The organism is Microbacterium sp. (assembly GCF_047607225.1).
GTDB lineage: Bacteria > Actinomycetota > Actinomycetes > Actinomycetales > Microbacteriaceae > Microbacterium.
Map to the genome: position 1 here is coordinate 56,010 of NZ_JASGDO010000015.1, position 23,769 is coordinate 79,778.

The 23,769-nt window shown below is 70.4% G+C and carries 25 protein-coding genes and 1 pseudogene; 16 read left to right on the top strand and 10 right to left on the bottom strand.

Annotated features, from left to right (window positions below; all coding sequences use genetic code 11):
* Positions 1 to 4: 4 nt before the first annotated feature.
* From QM591_RS02170 to QM591_RS02185, 4 genes are all read right to left on the bottom strand, one after another.
* A complete protein-coding gene (locus QM591_RS02170) occupies positions 5 to 457 on the bottom strand; it encodes a CatA-like O-acetyltransferase (RefSeq protein WP_415129151.1) in 453 nt (150 codons plus the stop codon).
* 38 nt (positions 458 to 495) lie between these two features.
* A complete protein-coding gene (locus QM591_RS02175; RefSeq protein ID WP_415129153.1) occupies positions 496 to 1,917 on the bottom strand; it encodes a serine hydrolase domain-containing protein in 1,422 nt (473 codons plus the stop codon).
* Positions 1,907 to 2,215, bottom strand: a complete 309-nt coding sequence (locus tag QM591_RS02180; RefSeq protein ID WP_415129155.1) for a DUF427 domain-containing protein — start codon at positions 2,213 to 2,215, stop codon at positions 1,907 to 1,909. The genes QM591_RS02175 and QM591_RS02180 overlap by 11 nt, the downstream gene beginning before the upstream one ends.
* A gap of 116 nt (positions 2,216 to 2,331) precedes the next feature.
* On the bottom strand, positions 2,332 to 3,237 hold the full coding sequence (locus tag QM591_RS02185) for a DUF808 domain-containing protein (protein WP_415129157.1): 906 nt from the start codon (positions 3,235 to 3,237) through the stop codon (positions 2,332 to 2,334).
* A 59-nt stretch (positions 3,238 to 3,296) separates the two neighbouring features.
* Between QM591_RS02185 and QM591_RS02190 the strand changes: the two genes are divergently transcribed.
* The 3 genes from QM591_RS02190 to QM591_RS02200 all read left to right on the top strand — a co-directional run bounded on the left by QM591_RS02190 (position 3,297) and on the right by QM591_RS02200 (position 7,115).
* The gene (locus QM591_RS02190) at positions 3,297 to 4,238 is read left to right on the top strand and encodes a 3-methyladenine DNA glycosylase (RefSeq protein WP_415129159.1); all 942 of its coding nucleotides are present in this window, start codon (positions 3,297 to 3,299) and stop codon (positions 4,236 to 4,238) included.
* A gap of 125 nt (positions 4,239 to 4,363) precedes the next feature.
* Complete coding sequence (locus tag QM591_RS02195; protein WP_415129161.1) at positions 4,364 to 5,887, top strand: MATE family efflux transporter; 1,524 nt, start codon at positions 4,364 to 4,366, stop codon at positions 5,885 to 5,887.
* Between the two features lie 457 nt (positions 5,888 to 6,344).
* Positions 6,345 to 7,115 (top strand): alpha/beta fold hydrolase, encoded by a 771-nt coding sequence (locus tag QM591_RS02200; protein WP_415129437.1) that lies wholly within the window; start codon positions 6,345 to 6,347, stop codon positions 7,113 to 7,115.
* Positions 7,116 to 7,161: 46 nt separating this feature from the next.
* Here QM591_RS02200 and QM591_RS02205 read toward each other — a convergent pair whose 3' ends face one another.
* Positions 7,162 to 8,085 (bottom strand): NADP-dependent oxidoreductase, encoded by a 924-nt coding sequence (locus QM591_RS02205; protein ID WP_415129163.1) that lies wholly within the window; start codon positions 8,083 to 8,085, stop codon positions 7,162 to 7,164.
* Positions 8,086 to 8,143: 58 nt separating this feature from the next.
* Between QM591_RS02205 and QM591_RS02210 the strand changes: the two genes are divergently transcribed.
* The 12 genes and pseudogenes from QM591_RS02210 to QM591_RS02265 all read left to right on the top strand — a co-directional run bounded on the left by QM591_RS02210 (position 8,144) and on the right by QM591_RS02265 (position 17,209).
* Positions 8,144 to 9,100, top strand: a complete 957-nt coding sequence (locus tag QM591_RS02210; RefSeq protein WP_415129165.1) for a Gfo/Idh/MocA family protein — start codon at positions 8,144 to 8,146, stop codon at positions 9,098 to 9,100.
* Positions 9,101 to 9,169: 69 nt separating this feature from the next.
* Complete coding sequence (locus QM591_RS02215; protein WP_415129167.1) at positions 9,170 to 10,342, top strand: cytidylyltransferase domain-containing protein; 1,173 nt, start codon at positions 9,170 to 9,172, stop codon at positions 10,340 to 10,342.
* Between the two features lie 101 nt (positions 10,343 to 10,443).
* Complete coding sequence (locus QM591_RS02220) at positions 10,444 to 11,316, top strand: N-acetylneuraminate synthase family protein (RefSeq protein ID WP_415129169.1); 873 nt, start codon at positions 10,444 to 10,446, stop codon at positions 11,314 to 11,316.
* Positions 11,313 to 12,626 (top strand): DUF6716 putative glycosyltransferase, encoded by a 1,314-nt coding sequence (locus QM591_RS02225; protein ID WP_415129171.1) that lies wholly within the window; start codon positions 11,313 to 11,315, stop codon positions 12,624 to 12,626. Before QM591_RS02220 ends, QM591_RS02225 begins: the two co-directional genes overlap by 4 nt.
* Positions 12,627 to 12,745: 119 nt before the next feature.
* Positions 12,746 to 13,120, top strand: coding sequence for a helix-turn-helix transcriptional regulator (locus tag QM591_RS02230; protein ID WP_415129439.1), 375 nt, complete (start codon positions 12,746 to 12,748; stop codon positions 13,118 to 13,120).
* 10 nt (positions 13,121 to 13,130) lie between these two features.
* A complete protein-coding gene (locus QM591_RS02235) occupies positions 13,131 to 13,556 on the top strand; it encodes a VOC family protein (RefSeq protein WP_415129173.1) in 426 nt (141 codons plus the stop codon).
* A gap of 1 nt (position 13,557) precedes the next feature.
* Entirely contained in the window at positions 13,558 to 14,001 is a 444-nt protein-coding gene (locus tag QM591_RS02240) for an iron chaperone (protein ID WP_415129175.1), read from the top strand.
* 1 nt (position 14,002) lies between these two features.
* A complete protein-coding gene (pdxH, locus tag QM591_RS02245; RefSeq protein WP_415129177.1) occupies positions 14,003 to 14,656 on the top strand; it encodes a pyridoxamine 5'-phosphate oxidase in 654 nt (217 codons plus the stop codon).
* Between the two features lie 292 nt (positions 14,657 to 14,948).
* A pseudogene (locus QM591_RS02250) lies at positions 14,949 to 15,107 on the top strand (ISL3 family transposase); the annotation flags it as partial.
* A 105-nt stretch (positions 15,108 to 15,212) separates the two neighbouring features.
* The gene (locus QM591_RS02255; RefSeq protein ID WP_415129179.1) at positions 15,213 to 16,151 is read left to right on the top strand and encodes a hypothetical protein; all 939 of its coding nucleotides are present in this window, start codon (positions 15,213 to 15,215) and stop codon (positions 16,149 to 16,151) included.
* Positions 16,144 to 16,941, top strand: a complete 798-nt coding sequence (locus QM591_RS02260; protein ID WP_415129181.1) for a hypothetical protein — start codon at positions 16,144 to 16,146, stop codon at positions 16,939 to 16,941. The genes QM591_RS02255 and QM591_RS02260 overlap by 8 nt, the downstream gene beginning before the upstream one ends.
* 40 nt (positions 16,942 to 16,981) lie before the next feature.
* Complete coding sequence (locus QM591_RS02265; RefSeq protein ID WP_415129183.1) at positions 16,982 to 17,209, top strand: hypothetical protein; 228 nt, start codon at positions 16,982 to 16,984, stop codon at positions 17,207 to 17,209.
* 27 nt (positions 17,210 to 17,236) lie between these two features.
* On the opposite strand, the gene QM591_RS02270 is transcribed toward QM591_RS02265, so the two are convergent.
* From QM591_RS02270 to QM591_RS02280, 3 genes are all read right to left on the bottom strand, one after another.
* Positions 17,237 to 18,178 carry a hypothetical protein gene (locus QM591_RS02270; protein ID WP_415129185.1) on the bottom strand — a complete coding sequence of 314 codons (942 nt, stop codon included), beginning with the start codon at positions 18,176 to 18,178 and terminating at the stop codon, positions 17,237 to 17,239.
* A gap of 36 nt (positions 18,179 to 18,214) precedes the next feature.
* Positions 18,215 to 21,070, bottom strand: coding sequence for an FAD-binding and (Fe-S)-binding domain-containing protein (locus tag QM591_RS02275; RefSeq protein ID WP_415129187.1), 2,856 nt, complete (start codon positions 21,068 to 21,070; stop codon positions 18,215 to 18,217).
* Between the two features lie 97 nt (positions 21,071 to 21,167).
* Positions 21,168 to 21,329: a hypothetical protein gene (locus QM591_RS02280; protein ID WP_415129189.1), complete on the bottom strand. Its 162-nt coding sequence runs from the start codon at positions 21,327 to 21,329 to the stop codon at positions 21,168 to 21,170.
* Positions 21,330 to 21,479: 150 nt separating this feature from the next.
* On the opposite strand from QM591_RS02280, the gene QM591_RS02285 reads away from it, so the two are divergent.
* Positions 21,480 to 22,145, top strand: a complete 666-nt coding sequence (locus QM591_RS02285; RefSeq protein ID WP_415129191.1) for a GntR family transcriptional regulator — start codon at positions 21,480 to 21,482, stop codon at positions 22,143 to 22,145.
* A gap of 6 nt (positions 22,146 to 22,151) precedes the next feature.
* Here QM591_RS02285 and QM591_RS02290 read toward each other — a convergent pair whose 3' ends face one another.
* Together QM591_RS02290 and QM591_RS02295 are read right to left on the bottom strand one after the other, a co-directional pair.
* Entirely contained in the window at positions 22,152 to 22,517 is a 366-nt protein-coding gene (locus tag QM591_RS02290) for a bleomycin resistance protein (protein ID WP_415129193.1), read from the bottom strand.
* Positions 22,518 to 22,572: 55 nt separating this feature from the next.
* The gene (locus QM591_RS02295; RefSeq protein WP_415129195.1) at positions 22,573 to 23,718 is read right to left on the bottom strand and encodes a PQQ-dependent sugar dehydrogenase; all 1,146 of its coding nucleotides are present in this window, start codon (positions 23,716 to 23,718) and stop codon (positions 22,573 to 22,575) included.
* Positions 23,719 to 23,769 lie beyond the last annotated feature (51 nt).

A 23,769-nucleotide genomic window follows, 5' to 3' on the forward strand; every position in this document is an offset into this window, starting at 1 on the left:
TCGATCAGACCTCGGTGCCCAGCCAGGAGGGCTCCGCGAACAGCGCCTGCAGCTCGGTGACCAGCCGTGACGTATGGAACCCGTCCGCCGCCGCGTGGTGGATCTGGATCGCGAGGGGGAGGAGCGTGCGGCCCTCGCGCTCGACGTAGCGGCCGAGTGTGAAGATCGGCGCGAGGTGGTCCCACCCTCCGTCGACGTTCAGGGTGAAGCCGGTGAAGCTCGCCCACGGGAGACTGGAGATGTCGAAGCTGTGCCGCGGCGGCGCTCCCTGGGGGAAGAAGTCGGTCGCATCGCGGTGCTCGGCGATCACTCGAACCGCCGCGTCGTGGAACGCGGCGAAGTCGGCGTCGAACGGAACCCACAGGCTGGAGAACGTCTCGCTCTCCGGATGGAACACGGTGAAGGAGGGGTCGACCTCGGGCCACACGGCGGGCGCGCCGTCGTCGAGGCCACGCATCGAGGTCGATCGGTGTGGGGTGGCTCATCCTTCCGAGACTAGGCCTGTTCGTCCACCCACTCCGGGACGGCCAGCGTCTCGAGTCCGGGTCCCTGGAGCGGCACGGTGTGCCACGCGCCGTGGAGTTGGCCGTCGCCGTCGCGGTGGAGGAGCAGGCGGTGGGGCGACGCCGTGACCACCAGATGCACGCGCACCCCGTCGGCCTGGGGCTCGCCGCGGACGGCGACCGGCACGGCGGTGCCCTCTTCGACCTCGGGCGAGGCGACGACGGCGGGCCCGGGCTGTGCGGGTGCCGGAAGGGGAAGGAGAGCCGCCGTCCAGCTGTCGCTCGCCACGGCGACGGTGTCTCCCGAGGGAAGAGCCAGTCGCCATCCGCCGTCGGCATCGTCCAGTCGCCAGTCGGCCATGTCGATCGCGCCGTCCGGTGCCGGAGCGAGCACGTCGCGCGCGTCCCACGAGTCGACGGTGTGCGCCCGTTCGCGTAGCTGCTCGAACGCGTCGTCGTCCTCGTCGAGGGGGAGGTCGGACACGTCCGACATCAGCTCCCAGAACGCGCGGAGGGTGCGCTGCGTCTCGAGCGTCGACCCCTGGTAGGCGATGACGATCCCGCGTTCCGGGTCGATGACCCCGAACTGTCCGTACGCACCGTCGAGACGGAAGCCCACCGTGCTCCGCCATACCTGGTAGCCGTAACCCAGTCCCCAGTCGTTCGCCGCGGCCTCCTCGGGGGACTGCGCCGGGTCACGCGTGTCCGACCATGGCTGCGACAGCTCTCCGACGTACGACGACGCCACCAGCTGCTCGCCGTCGTGCCGCCCGCCGTCGGCCAGCAGCGTCGAGACGCGGACCAGATCGCCGACCGTGATGTGGAAGCCCGAGAAGCCCTGCTCCACACCGAACGCCGGCTTCATCCAGCGCTGTCCGATGCCCAGGGGCTCCAGGAGCCGCGGGCGGAGGTAGTCGGTCAGACGCTCTCCCGTGAGCGCCGTCACGATGCACGATAGGGCGTAGGTCGCATCGGAGTTGTAGGCGAACCGGGTTCCGGGGGTGGCTGCCGGCGTCTGGGTCAGGAGCTTCCGCACATCGAACCCCAGGGCGTCGATCTGCTCGGGATCGTGGCCCGTGTTCATCGTGAGGAGGTGACGGACGGTGAGCCCGTGGGGATTGGGGAGTCCGAGGAGGTCGCCCACGGAGTCGTCGAGCGACAGCATGCCTTCGGCTTCGAGCAGGCCGATCGCGAGGGAGGTGAAGGTCTTGGAGACCGAGTAGACCAGTGCCGGTCGGGTCAGGTCGTAGGGCTGCCACGCGCACTCGAAGGCGGAGTTCCAGCCGCCTTCGCCGTCGCGCCGAGCCACCACGATCGCGTGAGGGTCGAGCCCCGAGGTCTCGAGGGTGTCGAGGAGCCGCAGGAGGGCTCTCGAGGGGATGCCGTGAGCTTCGGGCGTACTGTCACTCACCATCGACGACCTGCACCTCTTTCCAGAACGCGACGTATCCCGAGAAGTCGCGGCCCACCCGCTCGATCGCGGTGGGGTAGGGCTCGGGGTAGCTCCAGGCGCGATCGGTCAGGCTCTGCCCGTCCACCTCGACCGTGAAGTACTGGCAGTCGCCCTTCCACGGGCACCGGTACGGGGTCGGGCTCTCCACGAGATACTCGCCGTGCACGCTGGTCGGCGGGAAGTACCAGTTCCCCTCGATGGAGACGAGCTCGTCGCGGCTCGCTTCGGCGATCACCGTCTCGCCCAGAACTGCCTTCATGGTTCCTCCTCGGTCGACATCGACTCTTCCAGTCTGCCGCGTCACAGCGCCAGACGGGCGCGATATCCGTGGTTGCATCGCGGGCGCCGTCGGCGTCTCGTCGGTTCGGGGCCGGATCAGTGCGGCGACTCCCCGCCTTCGGTGAAGGAGGGTCGGCGCCCGAAGGCCCGAGCGATGCTCAGCACCACCCCCACGACGACGAGACCCAGCGCCAGACCGGCGACGGCGGAGACCGCGGTGTCGGCCACCCAGACCACGACCGGGCCGAACGCCTCGACGGCGTGCTCCACGGCATGGAGGAGCTCCACCGGAAGGGCCCAGCCGACCTCGCCGAGGTTCGCGAGCACGAGGTGGCCACCCACCCAGAGCATCGCGACGGTGCCCACCACGCTGATGACGCGGAAGATCGCGGGCATCGATCGAACGATCCGCGCTCCGGTGTGACGCACGCGGCGGGAGGGGCTCTTGGCCATCCGGAGCCCGATGTCGTCGATCTTCACGAGCAGTGCGACCGCTCCGTAGACCGCGCCGGTCATGACGACGGCGATCAGCGCGAGCACCGCCAGCCGCGTCCACACGCCCAGACCCGGCTCGATGTTGGAGAGGGAGATGAGCATGATCTCGGTCGAGAGGATGAGGTCGGTGCGCACCGCCCCGGCCACGAGGCGCTTCTCGTCGCGTCCACCGGCGTCCTCGTGCCCGTGGTGGAAGCCGAACCACTCGAGCACCTTCTCCGCGCCCTCGAAGCACAGGTACGTGCCGCCGATGATCAGGAGCCAGGGGAGCACGTCGGGCGCGAACGCGGTGAGGAGCATCGCTGCCGGGATGATCAGGAGGAACTTGTTGGCCAAGGAGCCGAGGGCGATCTTCCCGACCACCGGGAGCTCCCGCGCGGGGGAGATCCCCTGGACGTACTGGGGGGTGACGGCGGCGTCGTCGATCACCACACCGGCCGACTTCGCAGACGCCTTGAGCGCCGCACTGAGGATGTCGTCGACGACGGCGAGCAGACCAACGGACATGTGGCTCCCTGGATGAGTTCCGGCGGAGCAACGTTACCCTCCCGCCGTATCCTCGAGGGATGTCGTTCGCCCCTCCGACAACGCCGCGTGCGGGCGACGCGTCGGCCCGCCGACCCGCGGTGCGGAAGGCTATCGAGCTGACGGCGGAGGAGTGGCGCGCGCGCGAGGCGGAGCATCGGGCTCGCGCCGACGAGCTCACCGCCGGGCGCCGTGACCGGGTCGCGCGCGGGCAGGCGCACCCCGTCGACGACTTCCTGTACACGTACTACAGCTACAAGCCCGCCGTGCTCCGCCGCTGGCACCCGGGGATCGGGGTGCGGCTGCAGGGTGCTGCGGCCGAGCCGCGCGCCGCCTGGCGCGGCTACCGAGCGGACGGCGCGGACGTCGAGGTGGACGCCGCGGCCGTGGCCCGAGAGCGGGGACTGCTGCTGCGCGGGATCGCCGACATTCTTCGAGCCACCCGCTCGCGGCGGGCACAGTTCGGGTGCTTCGGTCTCCATGAATGGGCCATGCTCTACCGCGACGACTCCCCCCGGCACGCGGTGCCGCTGCGGCTCGGCTCGCGCGGCACCGATGCAGTCGTCGAGTCGCACCAGCTCACGTGCACGCACTTCGACGCCTTCCGGTTCTTCACGCCCGACGCGGTCCCTCGCAATCGTCAGCCCCTGGATCGCGCCGGTCAGGTCGGGATGGAGCAGCCGGGATGCCTGCACGCCAACATGGACCTCTACAAGTGGGCGGTCAAACTCGGGCCTCTGGTTCCGGGCGACCTCCTGCTGGACGCGTTCACGTTGGCGCGCGATATCCGCGAGCTCGACATGCGAGCCTCTCCCTACGACCTCACCGACTGGGGATATGCACCGGTCGCGATCGAAACCGTGGCGGGCAAGGCGGAGTACGTCGCGTTCCAGCGCGGCTTCGCCGAGCGGGCGGACGAGGTGCGCGGTGAGCTGATCCGCATCGTGGCAACGGCGCGCGAGGCCGGCGCGGCACCGGCCTGAGAGCCCGCGACGCGTCGTCGTTTTTGCGCCATCGCCCTAGAGTGCGCCGAATCGATTCGATACCATGGGGAGGTCGCGGTCGCGACCGTCTCCCCTTCGTCTTCCTCCTGTTCGAGAGCACTTCCATGGCACGCACCCTCACCACCGGCAGCCCGTGGCGCGTCATCCTGGCCTTTTCCGTGCCGCTGCTGATCGGCAACGTCGTGCAGCAGCTGTATCAGGTGGCCGATGCCGTGGTCGTCGGTCGCTGGCTCGGCGTCGACGCGCTCGCCGCCGTGGGCGCCACCGGCAGCCTCATCTTCCTGCTCCTCGGGTTCGCCTGGGGTCTCACGTCGGGGTTCGCGATCCCCACGGCGCAGGCGTTCGGAGCGCAGGACGCCGTGGCCGTGCGTCGCTCCGTGGCCGCCGGCGCCACCCTGACCGCGGTGACCAGCGTGCTCCTGACGCTGCTCGCGCCCATGGTCGCGCGTCCGGCGCTCGCCGTGCTGCAGACCCCCGCACAGCTCATGGACGACGCTGTCGTGTTCGCCCAGATCAGCTTCCTCGGCGCGAGCACGATGATGTTCTTCAACTTCCTCTCCGCGATCATCCGCGCCATCGGCGACTCGCGCACCCCGCTGGTGTTCCTGAGCCTGTCGTGCGCCCTGAACGTCGGCCTCGTGGTCGTGATGGTCGGGCCGTGGGGATGGGGCGTCGCGGGCGCCGCCCTCGCGACCGTGGTGTCGCAAGCGGTGTCGGTGCTGCTGTGTCTGGAGTTCGTGCGGCGGCGCGTTCCCGTGCTCCGGCTCACCCGCCACGACTGGCGTCTCACGCGTCACGACTTGACGCGTCATCTGCGGCTCGGCCTCCCCATGGGCTTCCAGGCCTCGATCATCGCGATCGGAACGCTCGCCGTGCAGGTGCGGCTCAACGAGCTCGGTGCCGATGCGGTGGCGTCGTATACGACCGCCTCTCGCGTCGACGGGCTTGCGATCGCGCTCCTCATGTCGCTCGGCCTCGCAACGTCCATGTACGTCGCGCAGAACCACGGCGGAGGCCGCCCCGATCGCATCCGCCGGGGTGTGGGGCAGGCGGTGTGGATGTCGCTCATCGGAGCCGTCGTGCTGGGGGCGCTCCTGATCGTGTTCGGATCGAGCCTCGTGCGACTGTTCGTCGGCGACGGGTCGGACGGCGTGGTGCACGACGCAGCTCTCATGCTCGTCATCAACGGGGCGAGCTACGGCATCCTCGCCGTGCTGTTCGTGCTCCGTGGCGCGCTGCAGGGACTCGGGCACACGATGATCCCCACCGTCACGGGAGTCGTCGAGCTCGTCGCGCGCGTGGGCGCAGCCGTGGTGCTCGGCGCGATCTTCGGGTTCGTGGGCGTCGTCTGGAGCAATCCGCTCGCGTGGGTGGGTGCCGTCGTCATCCTCGTGCCCGCCTACCTGCGCGCGCATCGCGAGCTCGCGCGGATGCCGGTCACTCCGGCCGTTCCCACCCCTACTGCCGCCATTCCCGTCGTCGGCCCGCACGACGGGGGCATGGTGGTCGACGCGATCGTCACGCAGCCGATCGCGCTGCCGCAGCAGCCGTCCGCCGCGCCGCGCGGTCACCTGATCCGTGTCCTCGCACGTCGCCGTTCGCGGCGCGACCGCGCCCGCTCCCGCTGACCCCCGCTCGTCGGTGAGTGGCGCGGTCCGGTCCGGTCCGGTGGCGTGGTGCACAACGGCGGATCACAGGGGTGACACGCCGGGGGAAAAGGCTCTGCTCCGGGGTGTCGCTCGTTCGCATCCGCCGTTGGGTCCGGTGAGTGACGGGCCGATCCGTCGTGACGCGGCCTCGCGCGGGAGCCCTCGGCCGCGGGCGTGCTTACGGGGTGGGTGGAGCCGGCGACCCGGCTCGGCGGAACACAGTCGCGGACACAACGGCGGATCACAGGGGTGACACGCCGGGGGAAAAGGCTCTGCTCCGGGGTGTCGCTCGTTCGCGTCCGCCGTTGGGTCCGGTGAGTCGCGCGCCCACCCGTCGCGCACCAGCCGCCATCCGTCGCACGGTGGTGGGCCCCGTGCCCGGTGGACGCCGAGCGGGAGGAGAATCGGTCGGGTGATCCTGCCATTGCTGACCGAGATGCCCGACCCGCAGTACATCATGGTGGGCGAGGGACATCGCATCGCGACCTACTCGTGGGGAGACGATGCGCTCCCGACCGTCGTCGCGGTCCATGGGTTCGCCTCCAGCACGCAGGACAACTGGGTGGCGACGGGATGGGTGCGAGACCTCCAGGCCGCCGGGTATCGCGTGCTCGCTCTGGATCAGCGCGGTCACGGCGCCAGCGACAAACCGCACCAGGCGAGCGACTACACGCTGCGGCAGCTCGCCGGAGACGTGGAGGCGGTCCTGGATACCTACCTCGTCGACGAGGCGCGCTACGTCGGCTACTCGCTCGGCGCACGCGTGGGCTGGGAGGTGCTGCAGGACATCGCTCCCCGGATTCCGCGCGCCGTCCTCGGCGGAGTGCCCGACGGCATTCCTCTGGCCCGGCTCGACCTCGATCAGGTGCGCGCGCTCGCCGACGACGGCACGCCCGTCACCGACCCGGTGACGCAGAACTACGTCCGGCTGGTCGAACGGGTTCCCGGCAACGATCTGCGCGCGCTCCTGGCGATCGCGAGCGGGCTCCGCGCGTCGAAGCAGGTCGATCCCGACCCGGCGCACGCGCCGCAGCAGCCCGTGCTGTTCGCCACCGGCGCGCGCGACGCGATCATCGAGGGGTCTCGGGCCCTCGCCGCGGCCTGCACGCAGGGACGGTTCCTGGAGATCCCCGACCGGCACCACTTCAATGCGCCCGGGTCGCGAGTGTTTCGTCAGGCGGCGATCGAGTTCCTCGCGGAGGACTGACCGCGCGGACCCTCCCGCCACGGTGCCGGAAGGGTCCGCGCGAGGCTCAGACCGTGACGACGATCTTGCCGCGTGCGTGGCCCTCTTCGAGCTCGCGGTACGCGGCGACCGCGTCGTCCAAGGAGTACGTCGAGGCGATCTCGGTGCGCAGCGTCCCGTCGGCGACGAGCTGCGCCAAGTGGGTCAGTTGCGCGGCGTCGGGGCGCACCCAGACGTAATGCCCACCGAACTCGCTGCGCGCACGGGGATCGGCGATCGACACGACGGCGCCGCCTTCGCGCAGCAGCTCCGAGGTGCTGTCGAGCGAGCTGCCGCCGGCGAAGTCGATGATCACGTCGAAACCGTCGGGAGCCACCGCCCGGGCCTGTGCGACCAGGCCATCGCCGTACTCGACCGGTTCGGCGCCGAGCGAGCGCAGGTACTCGTGGTTGCGGGTCGAGGCGGTGCCCACGACACGAGCGCCGCGCAGCGCCGCGAGCTGGACGCCGAATGAACCGACCCCGCCGGCGGCGCCGTGGATGAGCACCGTCGCGCCTTCCCCGAGGCCCGACCGCTCGATCGCCTGCCATGCGGTCAGGCCCGCGAGAGGGAGCGAGGCCGCCTGCTCGAAGCTGATCCCGGCGGGCTTGGGCGCGGCCGTGCGGACGGGAACCGGCATGAACTCCGCGAGCGAACCGTGCTGCACGACGTCGGCGCGTGCGTACGCGAGCACCTCGTCACCGACCGCGAACTCCGGGGTGTCGAGCCCCGCCTTCTCGACCACTCCGGCGACATCCCATCCGGGCACCGCGGGAAGCGTCGTATCGATCAGTCCGCGGAGGTATCCCTCCCGGATCTTGTAGTCCACAGGGTTGAGGCTGGCGGCGACGACGCGGACCACGAGGGTGTCGGGTCCGACGTGGGGCTCGGGAAGCTCGGTGAGCTCGAAGCGGTCTGCTCCGCCGAAGTCGCGATAGACGAGTGCTTTCATGCTGAAGCGCAACGGCGCTCGGACGGGCCGCATTCCCCGCCGTCGCTATCGTGGGGGCGTGATCACCTTCGCCACGATCGGGACCAGCGTCATCACCGAGCGATTCGCGGAAGCGGTCGCGGAAGTCGAGGGCGCACGGATCGGCGTCGTCTCCTCACGTGACGCCGAGCGCGGCCGGGCCTTCGCCGAGCGCATCGGGGCGCCGGCGAGCGTCGACGGCCCCATCTCGGCGCTCGCGGGCGACGTCGACGCCGTGTACATCGGATCGCCGAACGGATTGCACGCCGCTCAGGCCCGCGAGGCGATCGACGCGGGCCTCCACGTGTTCGTCGAGAAGCCGGCGACGCCGACGGCGGCGGAGTTCGCCGCGCTGATCGAAGCGGCACGCGCCGAAGGCGTCGTGATCTTCGAGGGGATGCGCAACGTCTACGACCCCGGACTGGCGCGGGTGCGGGAGCTCCTCCCTCGACTCGGCACGCTCCGGCGGGCATCGTTCGCGCTCAACCAGCGCTCGGCGCGGTACGACCTCGTGCTCCGCGGTGAGACCCCCAACATCTTCGATCCGGCCCTCGCCGGGGGCGCCCTGTTCGACCTGGGCGTCTATCCGCTGAGCGCCGCCGTCTCGCTGTTCGGTGAGCCGTCGCGGGTGGCGGGGGCCCTCAGCCGCATCGCGACGGGGGCCGACGGCGCCGGCGCCGCGCTCCTCACCTACCCCGACCTCGTCGTCGACATCGGCTTCTCCAAGGTCACGGCTTCGGCGCGTCCGAGCGAGATCCAGGGAGAGCTCGGCACGCTCACGATCGATCGCATCACCGATCCTCGCCATCTCGTGCTGACTCCCCTCGGGGGAGAGCCGGAGGAGTTCGCCATCGATGCGGCGGAGAACAACATGCGCTACGAGGTGGAGCGGTTCGTGCGGGTGGCCTCGGGGGCAGACTCGGCCGCCGCGGATCAGGCGCGGTCGCTCGCGGTGCTCCGGATCGTGGAGTCGTTGCGCGCGCCCCTCGGCGCCTGACGTTCACCCGTCGTTCTCCCGCGCGTCATCGGCGTCGCCCAGGATCGCCGGAACGCCCGAAGGAGTTCCGTGTCGAACGTCAATGCTCCCGCTGTCGTCGCCATCATCCCCGCCCGAGGAGGGTCGACGGGGGTGCCGCGAAAGAACGTGCTCCCCGTGGGGGGCGTGCCGTTGATCGCGCGCGCGGTGGCTGCGGCGCGGGCGGCGGTGCGGGTCGACCGGGTCGTGGTCACGACGGACGACGCCGAGATCGCGCGGGTGGCCGCCGAGGCGGGGGCCGACATCGTCGACCGACCCGCCGAGCTCGCCGGCGCCACGGCCACGTCCGAGAGCGCGCTCCTGCATGCGCTCGACGTCCTCGACGGGCGGGGTGTCACCACCGGCACGGTGGTCTTCCTTCAGGCCACGTCTCCGTTCATCGACCCCGCGGGCATCGACGAGGCCGTGAGCCTCGTCGTCGACGAGGGGTTCGATGCCGTGTTCTCGGCCTACGAGACCTATGGCTTCCTCTGGCGACGCGCCGAAGACGGAGCGGCCGCGGCGCTCAACCACGACGCTTCCGTCCGCCCCCGCCGCCAGGACCGGGAGCCGCATTACTTCGAGACGGGGGCGTTCTACGCGTTCGACGCCGCCGGCTTCCGCGCGGCGCGCCACCGCTTCTTCGGCCGGGTGGGGATCGTCGAGGTGTCCGAACGGACGGCGGTGGAGATCGACGATCCGCACCAACTGGGGATCGCGCGCGCCCTTGCGACCCACCTCGACCCGGCTCCGACGGCGATCGACGTGGACGCGGTGGTGACCGACTTCGACGGCGTCCACACCGATGACACGGCGCTGATCGACCGCGACGGCGGCGAGCACGTGCGGGTCAGCCGCTCCGATGGCATGGGCGTCGCTCGCCTGCGCCGCGCCGGCATCCCCGTCCTCATCCTCTCCACCGAGACCCACCCGGTGGTCCGCGCCCGTGCCGACAAGCTCCGCGTGGAGGTGCTCCAGGCGGTCGACGACAAGGCGGCGGTGATCACGGCGTGGGCGCACGAGCGCGGCCTCCCGCTCTCCCGGATCGCGTATCTCGGCAACGACGTCAACGATCTCCCCGCCATGGCTCTCGTGGGCTGGCCGGTCGCGGTCGCCGACGCGCAGCCGGAGGTGCGCAGTGCGGCACGCGCCGTGCTGCAGCGCGGCGGCGGTCAGGGCGCGGTGCGGGAGCTCGCCGAGCGCGTGCTGCGGGCACGGCCCTGACCGAATCGACACCGGATCGGAGTCTCCGCGTCAACTCGACGTGGCCAATCGTTCACCTTGTCGGCCGACACTTTCCGAACGACGTCACGAGAGGAACCGAGATGACCGTCACGATCGGATCGCGCACCATCGGTGCAGGCCACCCCACCTATGTCATTGCCGAGATCGGCCTCAACCACAACGGCGACGTCGAGATCGCCAAGCAGCTCATCGACGTGGCTCGTCGGGCGGGCGCGGACGCGGTGAAGTTCCAGAAGCGCACGCCCGAGATCGCGACGCCGGCGCACATGCGCGACGTGCCGCGCGACACGCCCTGGGGCACGATGAGCTACCTGGAGTACCGCTACCGCGTCGAGTTCGACCGTGAGCAGTACGTGGAGATCGGCGACTACGCCACCATGTCGGGCCTGGACTGGTTCGCCTCCCCGTGGGATGTGCCGTCGGTGCACTTCCTCGAAGACCTCGGCGTCGTCGCGCACAAGGTGGCGTCGGCATCTCTCACCGACGGCGAGATGCTGGAGGCGCTGCGTGCCACCGGCAAGCCGATCATCCTGTCGACGGGGATGTCGACGCTGGAGCAGATCGACCGTGCCGTGCAGATCCTCGGCACCGAGAACCTCATCCTCCTCCACGCGACCTCCACCTATCCGATGGAGGCCGAGGAGGCCAACCTGCGCGTGATCCCGGCCCTCCGTGAGCGCTACGCGGGGGTCCCCGTGGGCTACTCGGGCCACGAGCGGGGTCTGCAGATCTCGCTGGCAGCCGTGGCGCTGGGAGCGGTGGCGGTGGAGCGCCACATCACCCTCGATCGCACGATGTGGGGATCGGACCACTCCGCCTCGCTGGAACCCGCTGGGCTCGAGCACCTCGTCCGCGACATCCGCGTGATCGAGGAAGCGCTCGGCGATGGCGTCAAGCGCGTGTTCCCGGGCGAACTGGCGCCCATGGCCAAGCTCCGCCGCGTCCCGGCATGAGCGAGCGCCGCCTGCGGGTCGTCGCGGTCGCCGACGCCGACTCCTTCGTCAAGTGGGCGGCGTCCCTCCTCGACTCCGTCCCGAATGCCGACAGCAGCATCGTGCTCGTGCGCACGCCGCTCACCGTCAGTGCTGCCCAGGAGCGCTCCGCGTTGGCCGGCACTCGGTTCGCCGCGCAGGATGTCACCCGGCTCGCGCACGCCGCCCTGGCCGGATGGCTCACCCGGGAGCGTCCCGACGTGGTGGTGATCGCGGGCCGCGGTCCGTTCGCGCGCCTCGTCATGCACGAGATCGACCGCGTGCACCCGCGCCCCGTCGTCGTCGCGGGCCTGCCGGGCATCTCGATCCCCGCCCAGCGTGCCGCCGTCACCTACCGGCGGGAGGCCGACCTGTTCGTCGTGCACTCGCATCGGGAGGAGCGGGCGTTCCGCGACCTCGCCCGCCGCCTCGACGCCGACGTGCCTTTCGGGCTCGCGAGCCTGCCGTTCGCACAGCCGCGTCCGCCCGCCGCGGGGGGCACCGACCTGGTCTTCGCGGCGCAGGCGCTCGTGCCCTTGACCACGGAAGACCGGATGGTGGTCGCCGACATGCTGCGTCACGCGGCGGTCGCCGAGCCCGACCGGCGTGTGGTCGTCAAGCTTCGCTCCCGCGCGGGCGAGAACGAGACCCACTACGAGCGGGAGAGCTACGAGAAGCTGCTGCGTCACCGCCCGCCGAACCTCGTCTTCTCCTACGCCCCGATGCGTGAGGCCCTCGCGACGGCGGAGGGTCTCGTCACGGTCAGCTCCACCGCCGCGATCGAGGCCATCGCGGCGGGGATCCCGGTGATCGCGCTCGACACGTTCGGGGTGAGCAAGGAAAACCTCAACACCGTCTTCCGCGGCTCGGGGTTGTTCGGCAACGCGGGCGCCGTGATCGGGCGCTCCTTCCGGCACCCCTCGCCGAACTGGCTGATCCAGAACTACTTCCACGACCCGGGCGAGTCCACGTGGTGGGACGACGTCGAGCGGCTGGTGGGCCAGCGGCAGCAGGGTCTCCTCCCGGCGCGCCGGCAACCGGTGCGGGCGGGGGGCGCGCTGCGGCTGGCGTGGGACCGCAAGTCGGTACTGGGCCGGGAAGACCGCACGCTGTCGGGGTACGCGGCGCTCGCGGTCGGCATGCCGCTGCGGGCGATGATCCTCGCTCGCCGGCGCCTGCGCGGAAATCGCGGGGCGCTGTCGTGGACCGACCAGACGACGGACATCACCGTCACGCCGGCCCTTCGGCAGGAACCGCTGCTGCGGCGTCGACCGGTCGGCGTCGACGGCTGAGTATCCCTGCGGCGGCGCGAGCGGGCGTCACACAGCCGGGACGGTCCGCGTGGCATGATCGGGCCGTGGCCTCACCGGATCTCGACACGCTCACGCGGTTGCGCCGTGTTCGCGACCGGATGGACCGGGAGTTCGCGTCGCCGCTCGACGTCGAGTCGCTCGCGCGGGGCGCCCACATGTCCGCCGGTCATCTCAGTCGCCAGTTCCTGGCCGCACACGGGGAGTCGCCGTACTCGTACCTCATGACGCGGCGGATCGAGCGCGCGATGACCCTCCTGCGCCGCGGTGATCTCTCGGTGACGGAGGTGTGCTTCGCCGTCGGATATCAGTCGCTCGGCACCTTCAGCACCCGGTTCGCCGAGCTCGTCGGCGTGCCCCCGAGCGTCTACCGCGAGCGCGGTGCCGAGGTGCGCCCGGGGATGATCCCGTGCATCGTCCGGCAGGTGACCAAACCGATCAGGAATCGAGAAGCGCGTCCGGCGCCGGCGTCGTAGCGTGGGCGGCATGCAGATCACGATCCATTCGAGCTACCTGCCGCACACCGATGCGGACGCCTCGCTCGCCTTCTATCGAGACGTGCTCGGCTTCGAGGTGCGCCTCGACGTCGGCTACGAGGACATGCGCTGGATCACGGTCGGCCCTCCCGGGCAGCCCGACACGGCGATCGTGCTCCACCCGCCGGCCGTCGGATACGACGTGTCGCCGGAGGAGCGCGACCTGCTCCTCGCGCTCATCGCGAAGGGCAGCACCTTCGGTATCAACCTCGCCACCGACGACCTCAACGACGCGTTCGCCCGGATCGAGGCGGCCGGAGCCGAGATCGTCCAGGAACCCATCGAGCAGGACTATGGCGTGCGCGACGCCGCGTTCCGCGACCCCGCGGGCAACCTGATCCGCCTGCAGCAGACCCGCACGACCGAGGAGAACTGACATGACCGAGCGCGACACCAAGAGCGGGTTCAGCGATACCGAGCGCGAGGCGATGCAGCAGCGCGCCGCCGAGCTGAAAGCCATGAAGAACGTCAAGGGAGCAGCCAAGAAGGCCAAGGAGCTCGAGGCGTGCCTCGCCGCGATCGAGGCGCTGGAAGGCACCGATCGCCAGATCGCCGAGCGACTCCACGTCATGGTCAGCGAGGAGGCCCCCGGCCTCGATCCGAAGACCTGGTACGGGTTCCCGACCTATGCCAAGGACGGCAAGAACATCGTCTTCTATCAGCCGGCCTCGAAGTTCGGCACGCGCTACGGCACCGTCAACTTCGCCGAAGACGCCGCGATCGACGACGACGAGATGTGGGCCGTATCGTTCGCGCTCCTGGAGATGACGTCGGCGGCCGAGAAGCAGCTGCGCGCGCTCATCGCGAAGGCCGTCGCCTGAGGTGGCGGGGGAAGAGGCCCTGACCCGGCACACCGACTACGGCGCCGAGCAGCTGGAGGAGGGGGATCTCGCACCCACCCCGCACGAGCAGTTCACCCGGTGGCTGGACGAGGCGGCCCGCCGCGGGGTCTACGAGCCGAACGCCATGGTGCTGGGGACGATCGGCGCCGACGGCGTGCCGCAGAGCCGCACGGTCCTCTGCCGCGGCGTCGACGAGCGCGGCTTCGTGTTCTACACCGACCGGTCGTCGCGGAAGGGGCAGGCGCTCGCGGCTCATCCCGTCGCAACGCTGCTGTTCCCCTGGTACGCGTTGCACCGGCAGGTGCTCGTCACGGGCGTCGTGCATCTGGTGGATGACGCGGAGTCGGACGCGTACTGGGACAGCCGCCCGCACGGTTCACGCACCGCCGCCACGGCGAGCCGGCAGTCGCAGCCCGTCGAGGGTCGAGAGGCGCTCGAGGCCCGTGTGCGTGCGGAGGCCGAACGCTACCCGGCGGACGTCTCCGTTCCGCGTCCGGAGCGCTGGGGTGGGTATCGGGTGACCCCGACCCGGGTGGAGTTCTGGCAGGGGCGTACTTCGCGGCTCCATGACCGTCTCGTGTTCTCGCGCCCCGCCGTCACCGAGCCGTGGCGTGTCGAGAGGCTTCAGCCCTAGCGGCGTGGTGGGTGCGCGCGGTCTGGTCTGAGCGCATCGCAGCGCCGCGGTAGCGACAGCGCGGTCCCATCCATGCGGATGCTCTCGTCAGCTGTCTCCCGCGGCTGCCGAGCTGTGATGCCCTCTAGCGCCAAGGAGAGGATGCCCGCCAGAGGCCAAGAGATATCGGAGCACCCGAGGGCTCAACGTCTGAAGCTCGCCACTCGTCGCCACGCTCTGAAGCGCGCACTCATTCATACGAGCGTCGATCGCGTCGGCGTACGTTCGGTGGGTCCCCGCGGCCGAATCCTTGCTCCGGCCACCGGGGCAGCATCTCACCCCAGACCGTGCGGTGATCGACTGCCGCCTCGCGGAGCCTGACCCGTGGTGTCGGAACTGTGGTGGGGAGGCGATGTCGCGTGGCACGACAGCGCGTTGGTTGGCGCACGAACCGTTCCGGCATCGGCCCACTGCGAGTTTCTCCGTCACCCGACCCCGAAAGGCGGCTATCTTCGCGGCTAGCGAATATTCCTATTCACGGCTAATCTGATCATTAGGAATACTGCGAGGGGTGCCCATGGATGTGAACGACGCCATCCGCGCGCTCCGCTCGCAGGGCAAGAACGTGACGGTCCGCGACGCGCGCCATCTCGACATCGATGAGCGCAGTTACCGGCACGCCGCAACGCGGAGCACGCCAACGCGCGCGGACGCAACGCGGGCGCTGGAGCATGGCGACGCGGTGGTGTTCACACCTGACACACTCACGCCCAGCCTCCGCGCATTCGCGCTGAAGGAGCCAAAGGCGGCTGTGGTCACCGAGGAGGAGATCATCCTCGAGGGCCGTGCAATCACCCTCCGCGAAGGCAAGGTCCAGGCCGTCTCGAAGCGAGGCCCGAAGCCATACGGCCGGTATGCGCTCGCGCGCACTCTCCTCGCGACCAGGGGCTCGTTCATGCAGCTCGAGCTGGCGGCGCGCGTCCGCATCACACAAGGTGCCGTCGCCAAGGCGCTGCAGCACGATCTGTTCGGGGACGTGATCGTCCAGACGCGAGCGGGCGGTGTGCACGTCACCGATCGCGGCGAACTGTTCGACCGGATCCTGGATAGCTACCCCGGTCCGGGTGGCATCACGACGTACTGGTGGAAGGACACCGCGCCCACTCTGCAAGCGAAAGACATCATCGAGGCCGATCCCGCAGCGCTCCGATCGGGCGACGTCGCTGCGGATCTGACACGAGCGTGGCGACGCCCTGAGCATGCTGTCGTCTATGCGCAGCGACCGGTGGATCCTCGCGACCGCGGCTTCGCGACAGCTGACGGCTCCGATTACACGCTGATGGTCATTCACGCCGCCGACCCAACCATCCCTGCGACAGCGAAGACGTGGATGGCGCCCGGGAGGGTGGACCCGATCATCGCGGCGTACGACGTGCGCCGCACCGGGACCACCGGCGACCAGGAGGAAGCGGTCGCGCGACTGCGCGAGTACACGGTCAGGGGCATGGATGGCTAGCCCGGCGAACCGACCCGGTGCCTCACGCACCGCTTATCTGATCGCCACCTCCGCCACAGACGATGCGGCGTTCGAGGCGCTCATCGACCTGTCGGGGGTGATCGCTGGCCACGAGGAGACAGCGATTATCGGTGGCCACATGGTGACTGTCCTCAGCGCGGCGTTCCCCGCTCCCGGATTGGTGGAGCGTCGGACCCAGGATGCCGACGCCGGCATCTCCGTCGAACTCGCCTCCACGGGCGAACTCCATGACGAACTGATCGCGCTGGGTTACACGGCCGTCAACGGGAACCGCTATGTCAAGGGTGAGGCTGAGCCCCAGTCGATCATCGACCTGCTGATCCCGACCGTCAACGCACGCTTCCGCGAGCAGAGAGCGGGAGCTCGGCGATTCGACGCGATGCCCGGACTCAGCTTGGCGTTGAACACCAGGCTCCTCATGACCGTCGCCCTCACCTTCCAGGACGGCACCGAGCGCATTGCCGAAGTGCTCGTCCCCGGCATCGAAGGCGCCATCATTCTCAAAGCTCTCGCCTGGGGAGACCGGCCCGGGGCACAGAAGGATGCTCTCGACCTCAGCAACCTCTTCGCCATCCTGGAACACCACGACGTCGCCGCCCTCGGCGAGCAATGGCGGTTGGATGAGGCAGTCGTCTCTGGTCACCGCCTCACGGCCGCGACCATGCTCCATCGACTCGCGGACTCGTGGGATTCCCGACCGCCGACCGTCTCCGTCGACACCCGAGCACTCGTATCGCGGATTCGACGTCGAGTAACGGACCCGCGCTGAACCGCGTCCTCCGCCGCTTCGCAAAGGCGATCCCGTAGTCGTGGCCTGCGGACCGCGGTGGAGCTCCTGGGCAGGGCTGGCGACCATCACGGTGGTCTTGTCGGCATGCAGGGCGTTCGCGACCGCGCAGCAGGTTCCCTGGCTGACGGAGTGCTTCTTCGCGTTGTTGCACGGCGCCGCCGCCGGCGTGCGCGAAGGGCGTTTCACGCCCGCCGTCGCGGCGGAGGAGCTCACCACGACGGTGCTCGCCCTCGTGCGTTCGCGCTGAGGACGATCTCGCTGTGGCCCGGGGGCTCTAGATCGCGCCCGTCCGCAGTTCGAAGCGCTGAACCGCGCCGACGTCGACGAGCCACAGCACCCACGGGTTCTCTCGCACGGGGTGGGCCGAGTGCAGGACCGATGGGTCATCGGCATCGGCGACGAGCTCGTTGTCCTCGGCGAAGCGCTTGCCGAGAACCACGAGGTTTCCCCGCCCTTGCGCGACCTCGCTGACGCTGAGCTCCAGCCAATCGCCGAGGACGTGGACGTCGGGGGAAAAGGTCATCCCGCCGGTGGGGCTGGGGTCGGGCACGAACGCCGTCTCGTCCGCCATGTCGATCGTGACGAGCCGGCCCCAGCGTTCGGCGAAGACGAGACTGCAGGTCTCGAGTTCCGCGCGCAGTGAGCGGATGGCGTCGGCGGCGTCGGCCGCGGCCAGCGTGTAGCCCGACGTGAGCGCCTCGAACTCGTGAAAGGGGAAGCTGGACCGCGACCGAGCAACTCGGGCGGTGCGGCGCACTGCATCGGTGTGGCTGCTGTCCACGCAGAAGTCCGCCAGCTGGGCGAGAGTGATGGGCGCGTATCGAGGAGCGAACCCCAGGGGAGCGAGCTCGTCGAGCACGCGAGCCCAGCGCGATCCACCCGCGAGCCCGTCGCCGGGCTCCGGGAGCCCGGCGGGATCCACGTTCTCGACGCGACACCCGGCGCGCGCCGGATCGCTCTCGACGCGGAAAGCGACCTGTTCTCCGTCGACGTTCCCCTTCAGGAGGGCGCGGCCTGGCTCACGGAAGAACGCGTTCGTCGCCCACTCGGCGGCGTAAGAGCCCGCGGCCGATGAGGTTGAGCGCGGGTCTTCTCGAAACCACCGCTCGCCGCTCGGTGAGACGAGGACGGCGTCGTCTGCGACCGCCGTGAAGACGGCGAATGCATCGATCTCGTCGTCCGCTGCGGCCAGCAGGGCAGTGAGATCCTCCGTCATGTCGAGCCTCTCCGTTGTGTCGCTCCTCGAGCCCGACTAGCGGGTCGCCTCCTCCAGCATTTCCAGGATGTGACGGTAGTCGCTCCCGGTCGCCCGCGTCATGCCGATCTCACAGGTGCGGTTGCACGAGGCGTGCGCATCGGCCTCCAGCGCCTTCACCTCGGCCGCCTCTGCCGCCGTCGCCGACGCGGTGAGCTCGGGGTGGAGCATGCCTCGGTCGCCCGCGAACGCACAGCAGCCCCACGCGTCCGGAGTGACGGGACGGGTGGCGACGGCGCGGGCGATGGCATCGATGTCGGCGTTGATGCCGAGCTGGGTCGAGGAGCACGTGGGGTGCAGGGCGAGGGTGTCGACCACGGGGGCGATCTCTCCGAGCCGGGGGAGCACCTCTCTTTCCACGAAGGTCACCGCATCCTCCACGACCACCGAGATGCCGGCCCGCTCGAAGAGGTGGACGAACCCCTCGGTGCAACTGGCGGCGTCGCTGATGATGCGCAGCGTCGCGGTCGGGTCGGTGGCCTGCACGGCGTCGGCGACCCGTCGCGTCATCCGCTCCACGCCGCCGCTGTACCCCTTCGAGGTCCAGGGCGTCGAGCAGCAGAGCGATTCCACCTCATCGGGGACGACGACGCGCACCCCGGCGCGGTCGCACAACGCGACCACGGCGGCGGTGACACCGATGCCGCGCCCTTCACCCGTCTCGGCGTGTCCGAACATGCTGTTGACGCACGCGGGGAGGTAGAGCGCGATCGGTGCGTCCTCGCCCCCGCCGCGCACCCCACGCAACGGCCGGCGTGCCGCCCCGCCGGAGGGGAGATCGGCGGAGTAGGCGGGCACCACGTCAGCGCCGAGCACGGCGCGTCCGACCGTCGTCACGGCGGTCACCGCCGGCGCAGGAACCTTGTCGGCCGCGGTCAGGGCCACCGATCCGATCCGGGTGACGGAGCCCCACGACCGGGCCGCCGCCGTCCACCCGGCGGCGAGGGCGGGGTTCTGGTTCTCGCGACGCAGGCGCTTCACGAGCTGCCCGGTGTCGATCTTCACGGGGCAGGCGGTGACACACATGCCGTCCACGGCGCAGGTATCCACGCCCGCATAGTCGTAGTCGCCCTCGAGCTCGCGGGCGAGGGCATGGTCGCCGTTCGCTTCGGCACGGACGATCGCGCGCCGCACCACGATCCGCTGACGGGGCGTCAGGGTGAGGTCTTTCGAGGGGCACACCGGCTCGCAGTAGCCGCACTCCACGCAGCGGTCCGCCTCCTCCTCGATGCGCTCGGCGGGCTTGAAGTCGCGCAGGTGTGCGACGGGGTCCTCGGTGATGATGACGCCGGGGTTGAGGATGCCGGCCGGGTCGCACGCGTTCTTCAGCTCGCGCATGACCTCCCACAGTTCCCTCCCGTACTGGCGCGCGACGAACGGTGCCATCACCCGCCCCGTGCCGTGCTCCGCCTTGAGGTTGCCGCCGGCGTCGAGGACGAGATCCACCATGTCTTCGGTGAACTGCGCGAAGCGGTCCATCGCCGCCGTCTCGCCGAAGCGATCGGTGAGCATGAAGTGGATGTTGCCGTCTTTGGCGTGGCCGAAGATCACGCTGTCGCGGTAGCCGTGCTCCTCGAACAACTGCTGCAGGCCGTCGCAGGTGGGAGCCAGCTGCGGAACGGGCACGACGATGTCCTCCAGGAGCGCCGTGGTGCCCGGCGGGCGAGCCCCGGCGACCGTCGCATACAGGCCCTTGCGGAGCTTCCAGGCCTGCGCGCGCGTGAGGGCGTCTGCCGAGAACGCGGTCGGCGTCGTCGTCTCCGCCAGAGCGAGCGTCGCGGCCCCCGCCCGGGAGAGGGCATCGAGCTCGTCGGCGGTGGTGGCGTGATATTCGATCAGGAGCGCCGCGTGGTCGCGGAGCTCGAAGCCGTGGATCTGCGCGGGCGCGTCGTCGAACCCGCGGCCCACGCGAAGGCTCGTCGAGTCCATCAGCTCCAGCGTCGCGGCACCCGTGGAGACGAGGGCGGGGAGGAGCCGCGTCGCATCGTCGAGCGTCGGGAAGACCGCGAGCGCTGTCGTCACCTCCGGCTCGAGCGGCACCGTCCGGTACACGGCCGACGCGACGAAGGCGAGCGTTCCCTCACTGCCGATGAGGAGATGGGCCAGGATCTCGGCGGCGGAGTCGAAGTCGAGGAACGCGTTGATGCCGTAGCCCATCGTGTTCTTCATGGCGAACTGTCGACGGATCGTCTCGACCGATGCCGCGTCGGAGCGGACGCGGTCGCGCAGCGTCAAGAGCGTGCGATGGAGATCGGGCTCGGCGCTTCGCAGTCGCGCGTCGGCGTCGGGATCGGCGGTGTCGACGACGGTGCCGGTGGCCAGCACGAAGCGCAGCGACTCCAGCGTGCGGTAGGTGTTCTCCTCGATCCCGCAGGCCATGCCGCTGGAGTTGTTGGCGATCACGCCCCCGATCGTGCACGCGGCTTCGCTGGCGGGATCGGGGCCGAGGCGATAACCGTGGCGGCGCAGCCGGTTGTTCACCTGCCGGACCGTCGCGCCCGGCTCCACGCGCACGCGTCGTCCGCCGTCGAGCACCTCGATCCCGCGGAAGTGGCGGCGGGTGTCCACGAGGAGGCCGGTGCCCGAGCCCTGGCCGGACAGACTCGTGCCGCCCGAGCGGAAGGTCACCGGCATCCGGGTCTGCTGGGCGGCGCGCAGGAGCGCGGCGACCTCGGCGGCGTCGGCCGCGGTCGCGACGGCGGAGGGAGTGAGGAGGAAGTGCGAGGCGTCTGACGCGGCGGCGACCCGGTCCAAGGCTCGCGCGGTGACTCGCGTCGGATCCGACACGGCCCCGCGGACGGCGGAGGGCACCTCGAGCGGAGCGACGGTGCGGGTGGCTTCCTCGACGACCATGGCACGATTGTCAGACAAGTGGGCTGCCATGTCAAACGAGACTGCGCCGTCCGGGGGGCCGTACGGTGGACTGGCGCAGTGACAGAGGGCGAAGCGGCTAGGGCGAGGTCCGGTGGTCGCGGGCGTGCCGCGCGGGATCGGCGGTGCGAGGATCGTCCCCCGCGGCGCTCGCCACTCCGCTCGACCCGGTCAGCGCCGAAAGGGCGACGGCCACGGCTCGCCACACGGCCTTCGCGCCCGTGAGGATGACGTTCTTCATGAGGCACCTCCTGAATCCGTCCGGGACGGTGGACGCCGCCGGCGGCGCGGGCCCGGCGCGCCTGGCGCCGGTTCGCTCACCCTAGCGACGGCGCCTCGTCGCCGACAAGAGCGCGAGGGTGCGACCGGCGGCGCCGGTTACCATGTGGCGGTGGCCCCCAAACTCGAGGTGGTGTCGGTCGTCGACGCCGTGATCGCCGATCTGCGTCGTCGGATGTTCTCCGGCGATCTCCCTCCGGGGGCGCCGTTGACGGAAGCCACCGTGGCCGCCACGTACGACGTCGCTCGCACGACAGCGAAGGCGGCGATCGAGAGCCTGGTGGGCGAGCGCCTTCTCGTGCGGAACGCGCACAAGACGGCCCGTGTCGTCACCCTCGATGCCGATGACGTGCGCGACGTCTACCGCACGCGCTCCCTCATCGAGGGCCAGGTCGTGCGGACGCTCGCCGACCAGAAGCGTGTGCCCGACGCCGCGCGTCTCGCCCTCGATGAGATGCACGCGCTCGCCGACGCGGACCCCGAACGCATCGTCGCACCCGATATGCGCTTCCATCGCGCCCTCGTCGACGCCCTCGGCAGCGCGCGCACGAGCCGCGCCTACGAGGCGCTCGCGTCGGAAGTCGTGCTGTGCATGTCACACGTGCAGGGCGCCGCGCTCCTTCCCACGGCCGACATCGTCTCGGAGCACGAGGAGATCCTCCGCCGCATCGTCGACGGCGACGCGGCGGGAGCAGCCGCAGCCGTGCACGATCATCTGGGCCGCGCGTCCGACCGCCTCGCCGCGCTCGTCGAGATCCGCGCCGCCGAGACGCGCTAGCCGTCGCTACGCGACGTTCTCGATCAGACTCAGCTGGGTTCCGTCCGGGTCGATGAGAAACCCGGCGCGGTGACCCCACGGTTGCATCTGGATCGGATGCAGCCGGGGGTGACCGACGGCCTTCTCGGGCACCCCGGCCGCAGCGATCTGCCGGTACAGCACGTCGAGATCGTCGACCCGGAAGCTGCACATGAAGGAGCTGTCTTCGGGCGCGAGATCTGGGAACGCGAAGAACTCCAGTCGGAGATCTCCACGGCGGAGCATCAGCCACTCATCGCTCCGATAGGTGAGCTCAAGTCCGAACGCGCCGTAGAACGCGAGCGTCACATCGAAATCACGGGAGGGCAGATTCGGCACCGCGCAATCTGTCATCCCGGAAGCCTAACGACGCAAGCCCAGGTTCGGACAGGGCTGCTCGACCGCGGAACTAGTCTCCGCCCAGGGCCGCGGGGTCGACACGAAGCAGACGGTCGTCGCCGCGGCGGGGATCACCACGGCCGTCGGTGTTGTTGGTCAGGAACCACACGGCGCCGTCGGGCCCGATCGTGACGTCCCGCAGCCGCCCGAGTTCACCGGCGTAATGCTCGGACTGGCGCTCGGGATCGCTGAGAGAGACGCTGCGCAGCACCTCGCCGCGGAGGTTCGCCATCAGCACGACGTCGCCGACGATCGCGATGCCACTGGGGCTGGCCGCATCGGTCGGCCACTGCGCGATCGGATCCACGAAGCCGTCGTCCTCGCCGCCGGTCCCCTCGACCACGGGCCATCCGTAGTTGCCGCCCGGCTCGATGAGGTTCAGTTCGTCCCACGTGTTCTGACCGAACTCGCTCGCCCAGAGGCGCCCCTCGCCATCCCATGCGAGGCCCTGCACGTTGCGGTGTCCGAGGCTGTAGACGGGGGACCCAGGCGTGGGATTGTCATCGGGCACCGACCCGTCGAGCTCCAGCCGGAGGATCTTGCCGTTGCGGCGTTCGGGGTTCTGCGCCGCGGGCCGGTTGCCGGCGTCGCCGACGGGAACGTAGAGCTTGCCGTCGGGCCCGATCGCGATGCGGCCCGCGTTGTGCGTGCGAGCGAACGGCAGACCCTCCACGATCGTCACGGGGTCGTCGAGCGAGAGGGAGCCCGGCTCGCCGCGGAGGTCGTAGCGCTCCACGCGGTTGCCGCTGCGGGTCGTGGCGTAGACGAAGACGGAGTCGCCGGCCGCCGCGAGACCCAGGAGACCGCCCTCTCCGCCGTGCAGGACGCCGTCGATCTCTGCCGCCTCCCGCAGCTCACCGTCCGGGGTCAGCTCGAGCACGCGTCCACTGTCGCGCTCGGTGAGCAGGGCCCCCTCGCCGACCACGGCGATCGACCACGGGGCGTCGAGGCCATCGACGACGGTCTCCGGCTCGCTCGGGAGCGGAGTGGGGGCCGGGGTGGGCGTCGGCGTCGATGACGGCGCCGACGGTGACGGGGCGGGTGTAGCCGCGGGTGCCGACGACAGCGTCGGGTCGGGGGTGCTTCCGCAGCCGGAGAGAGCGGTCGCCGCGGCGAGCGTTCCGGCGGCGAGGAGGGTCGTCGAGGCGCGTCGCATGGCGCCACCGTATCGGCATGACCGCCGGAAAGGAGGGGTCTTGCGCGCGAC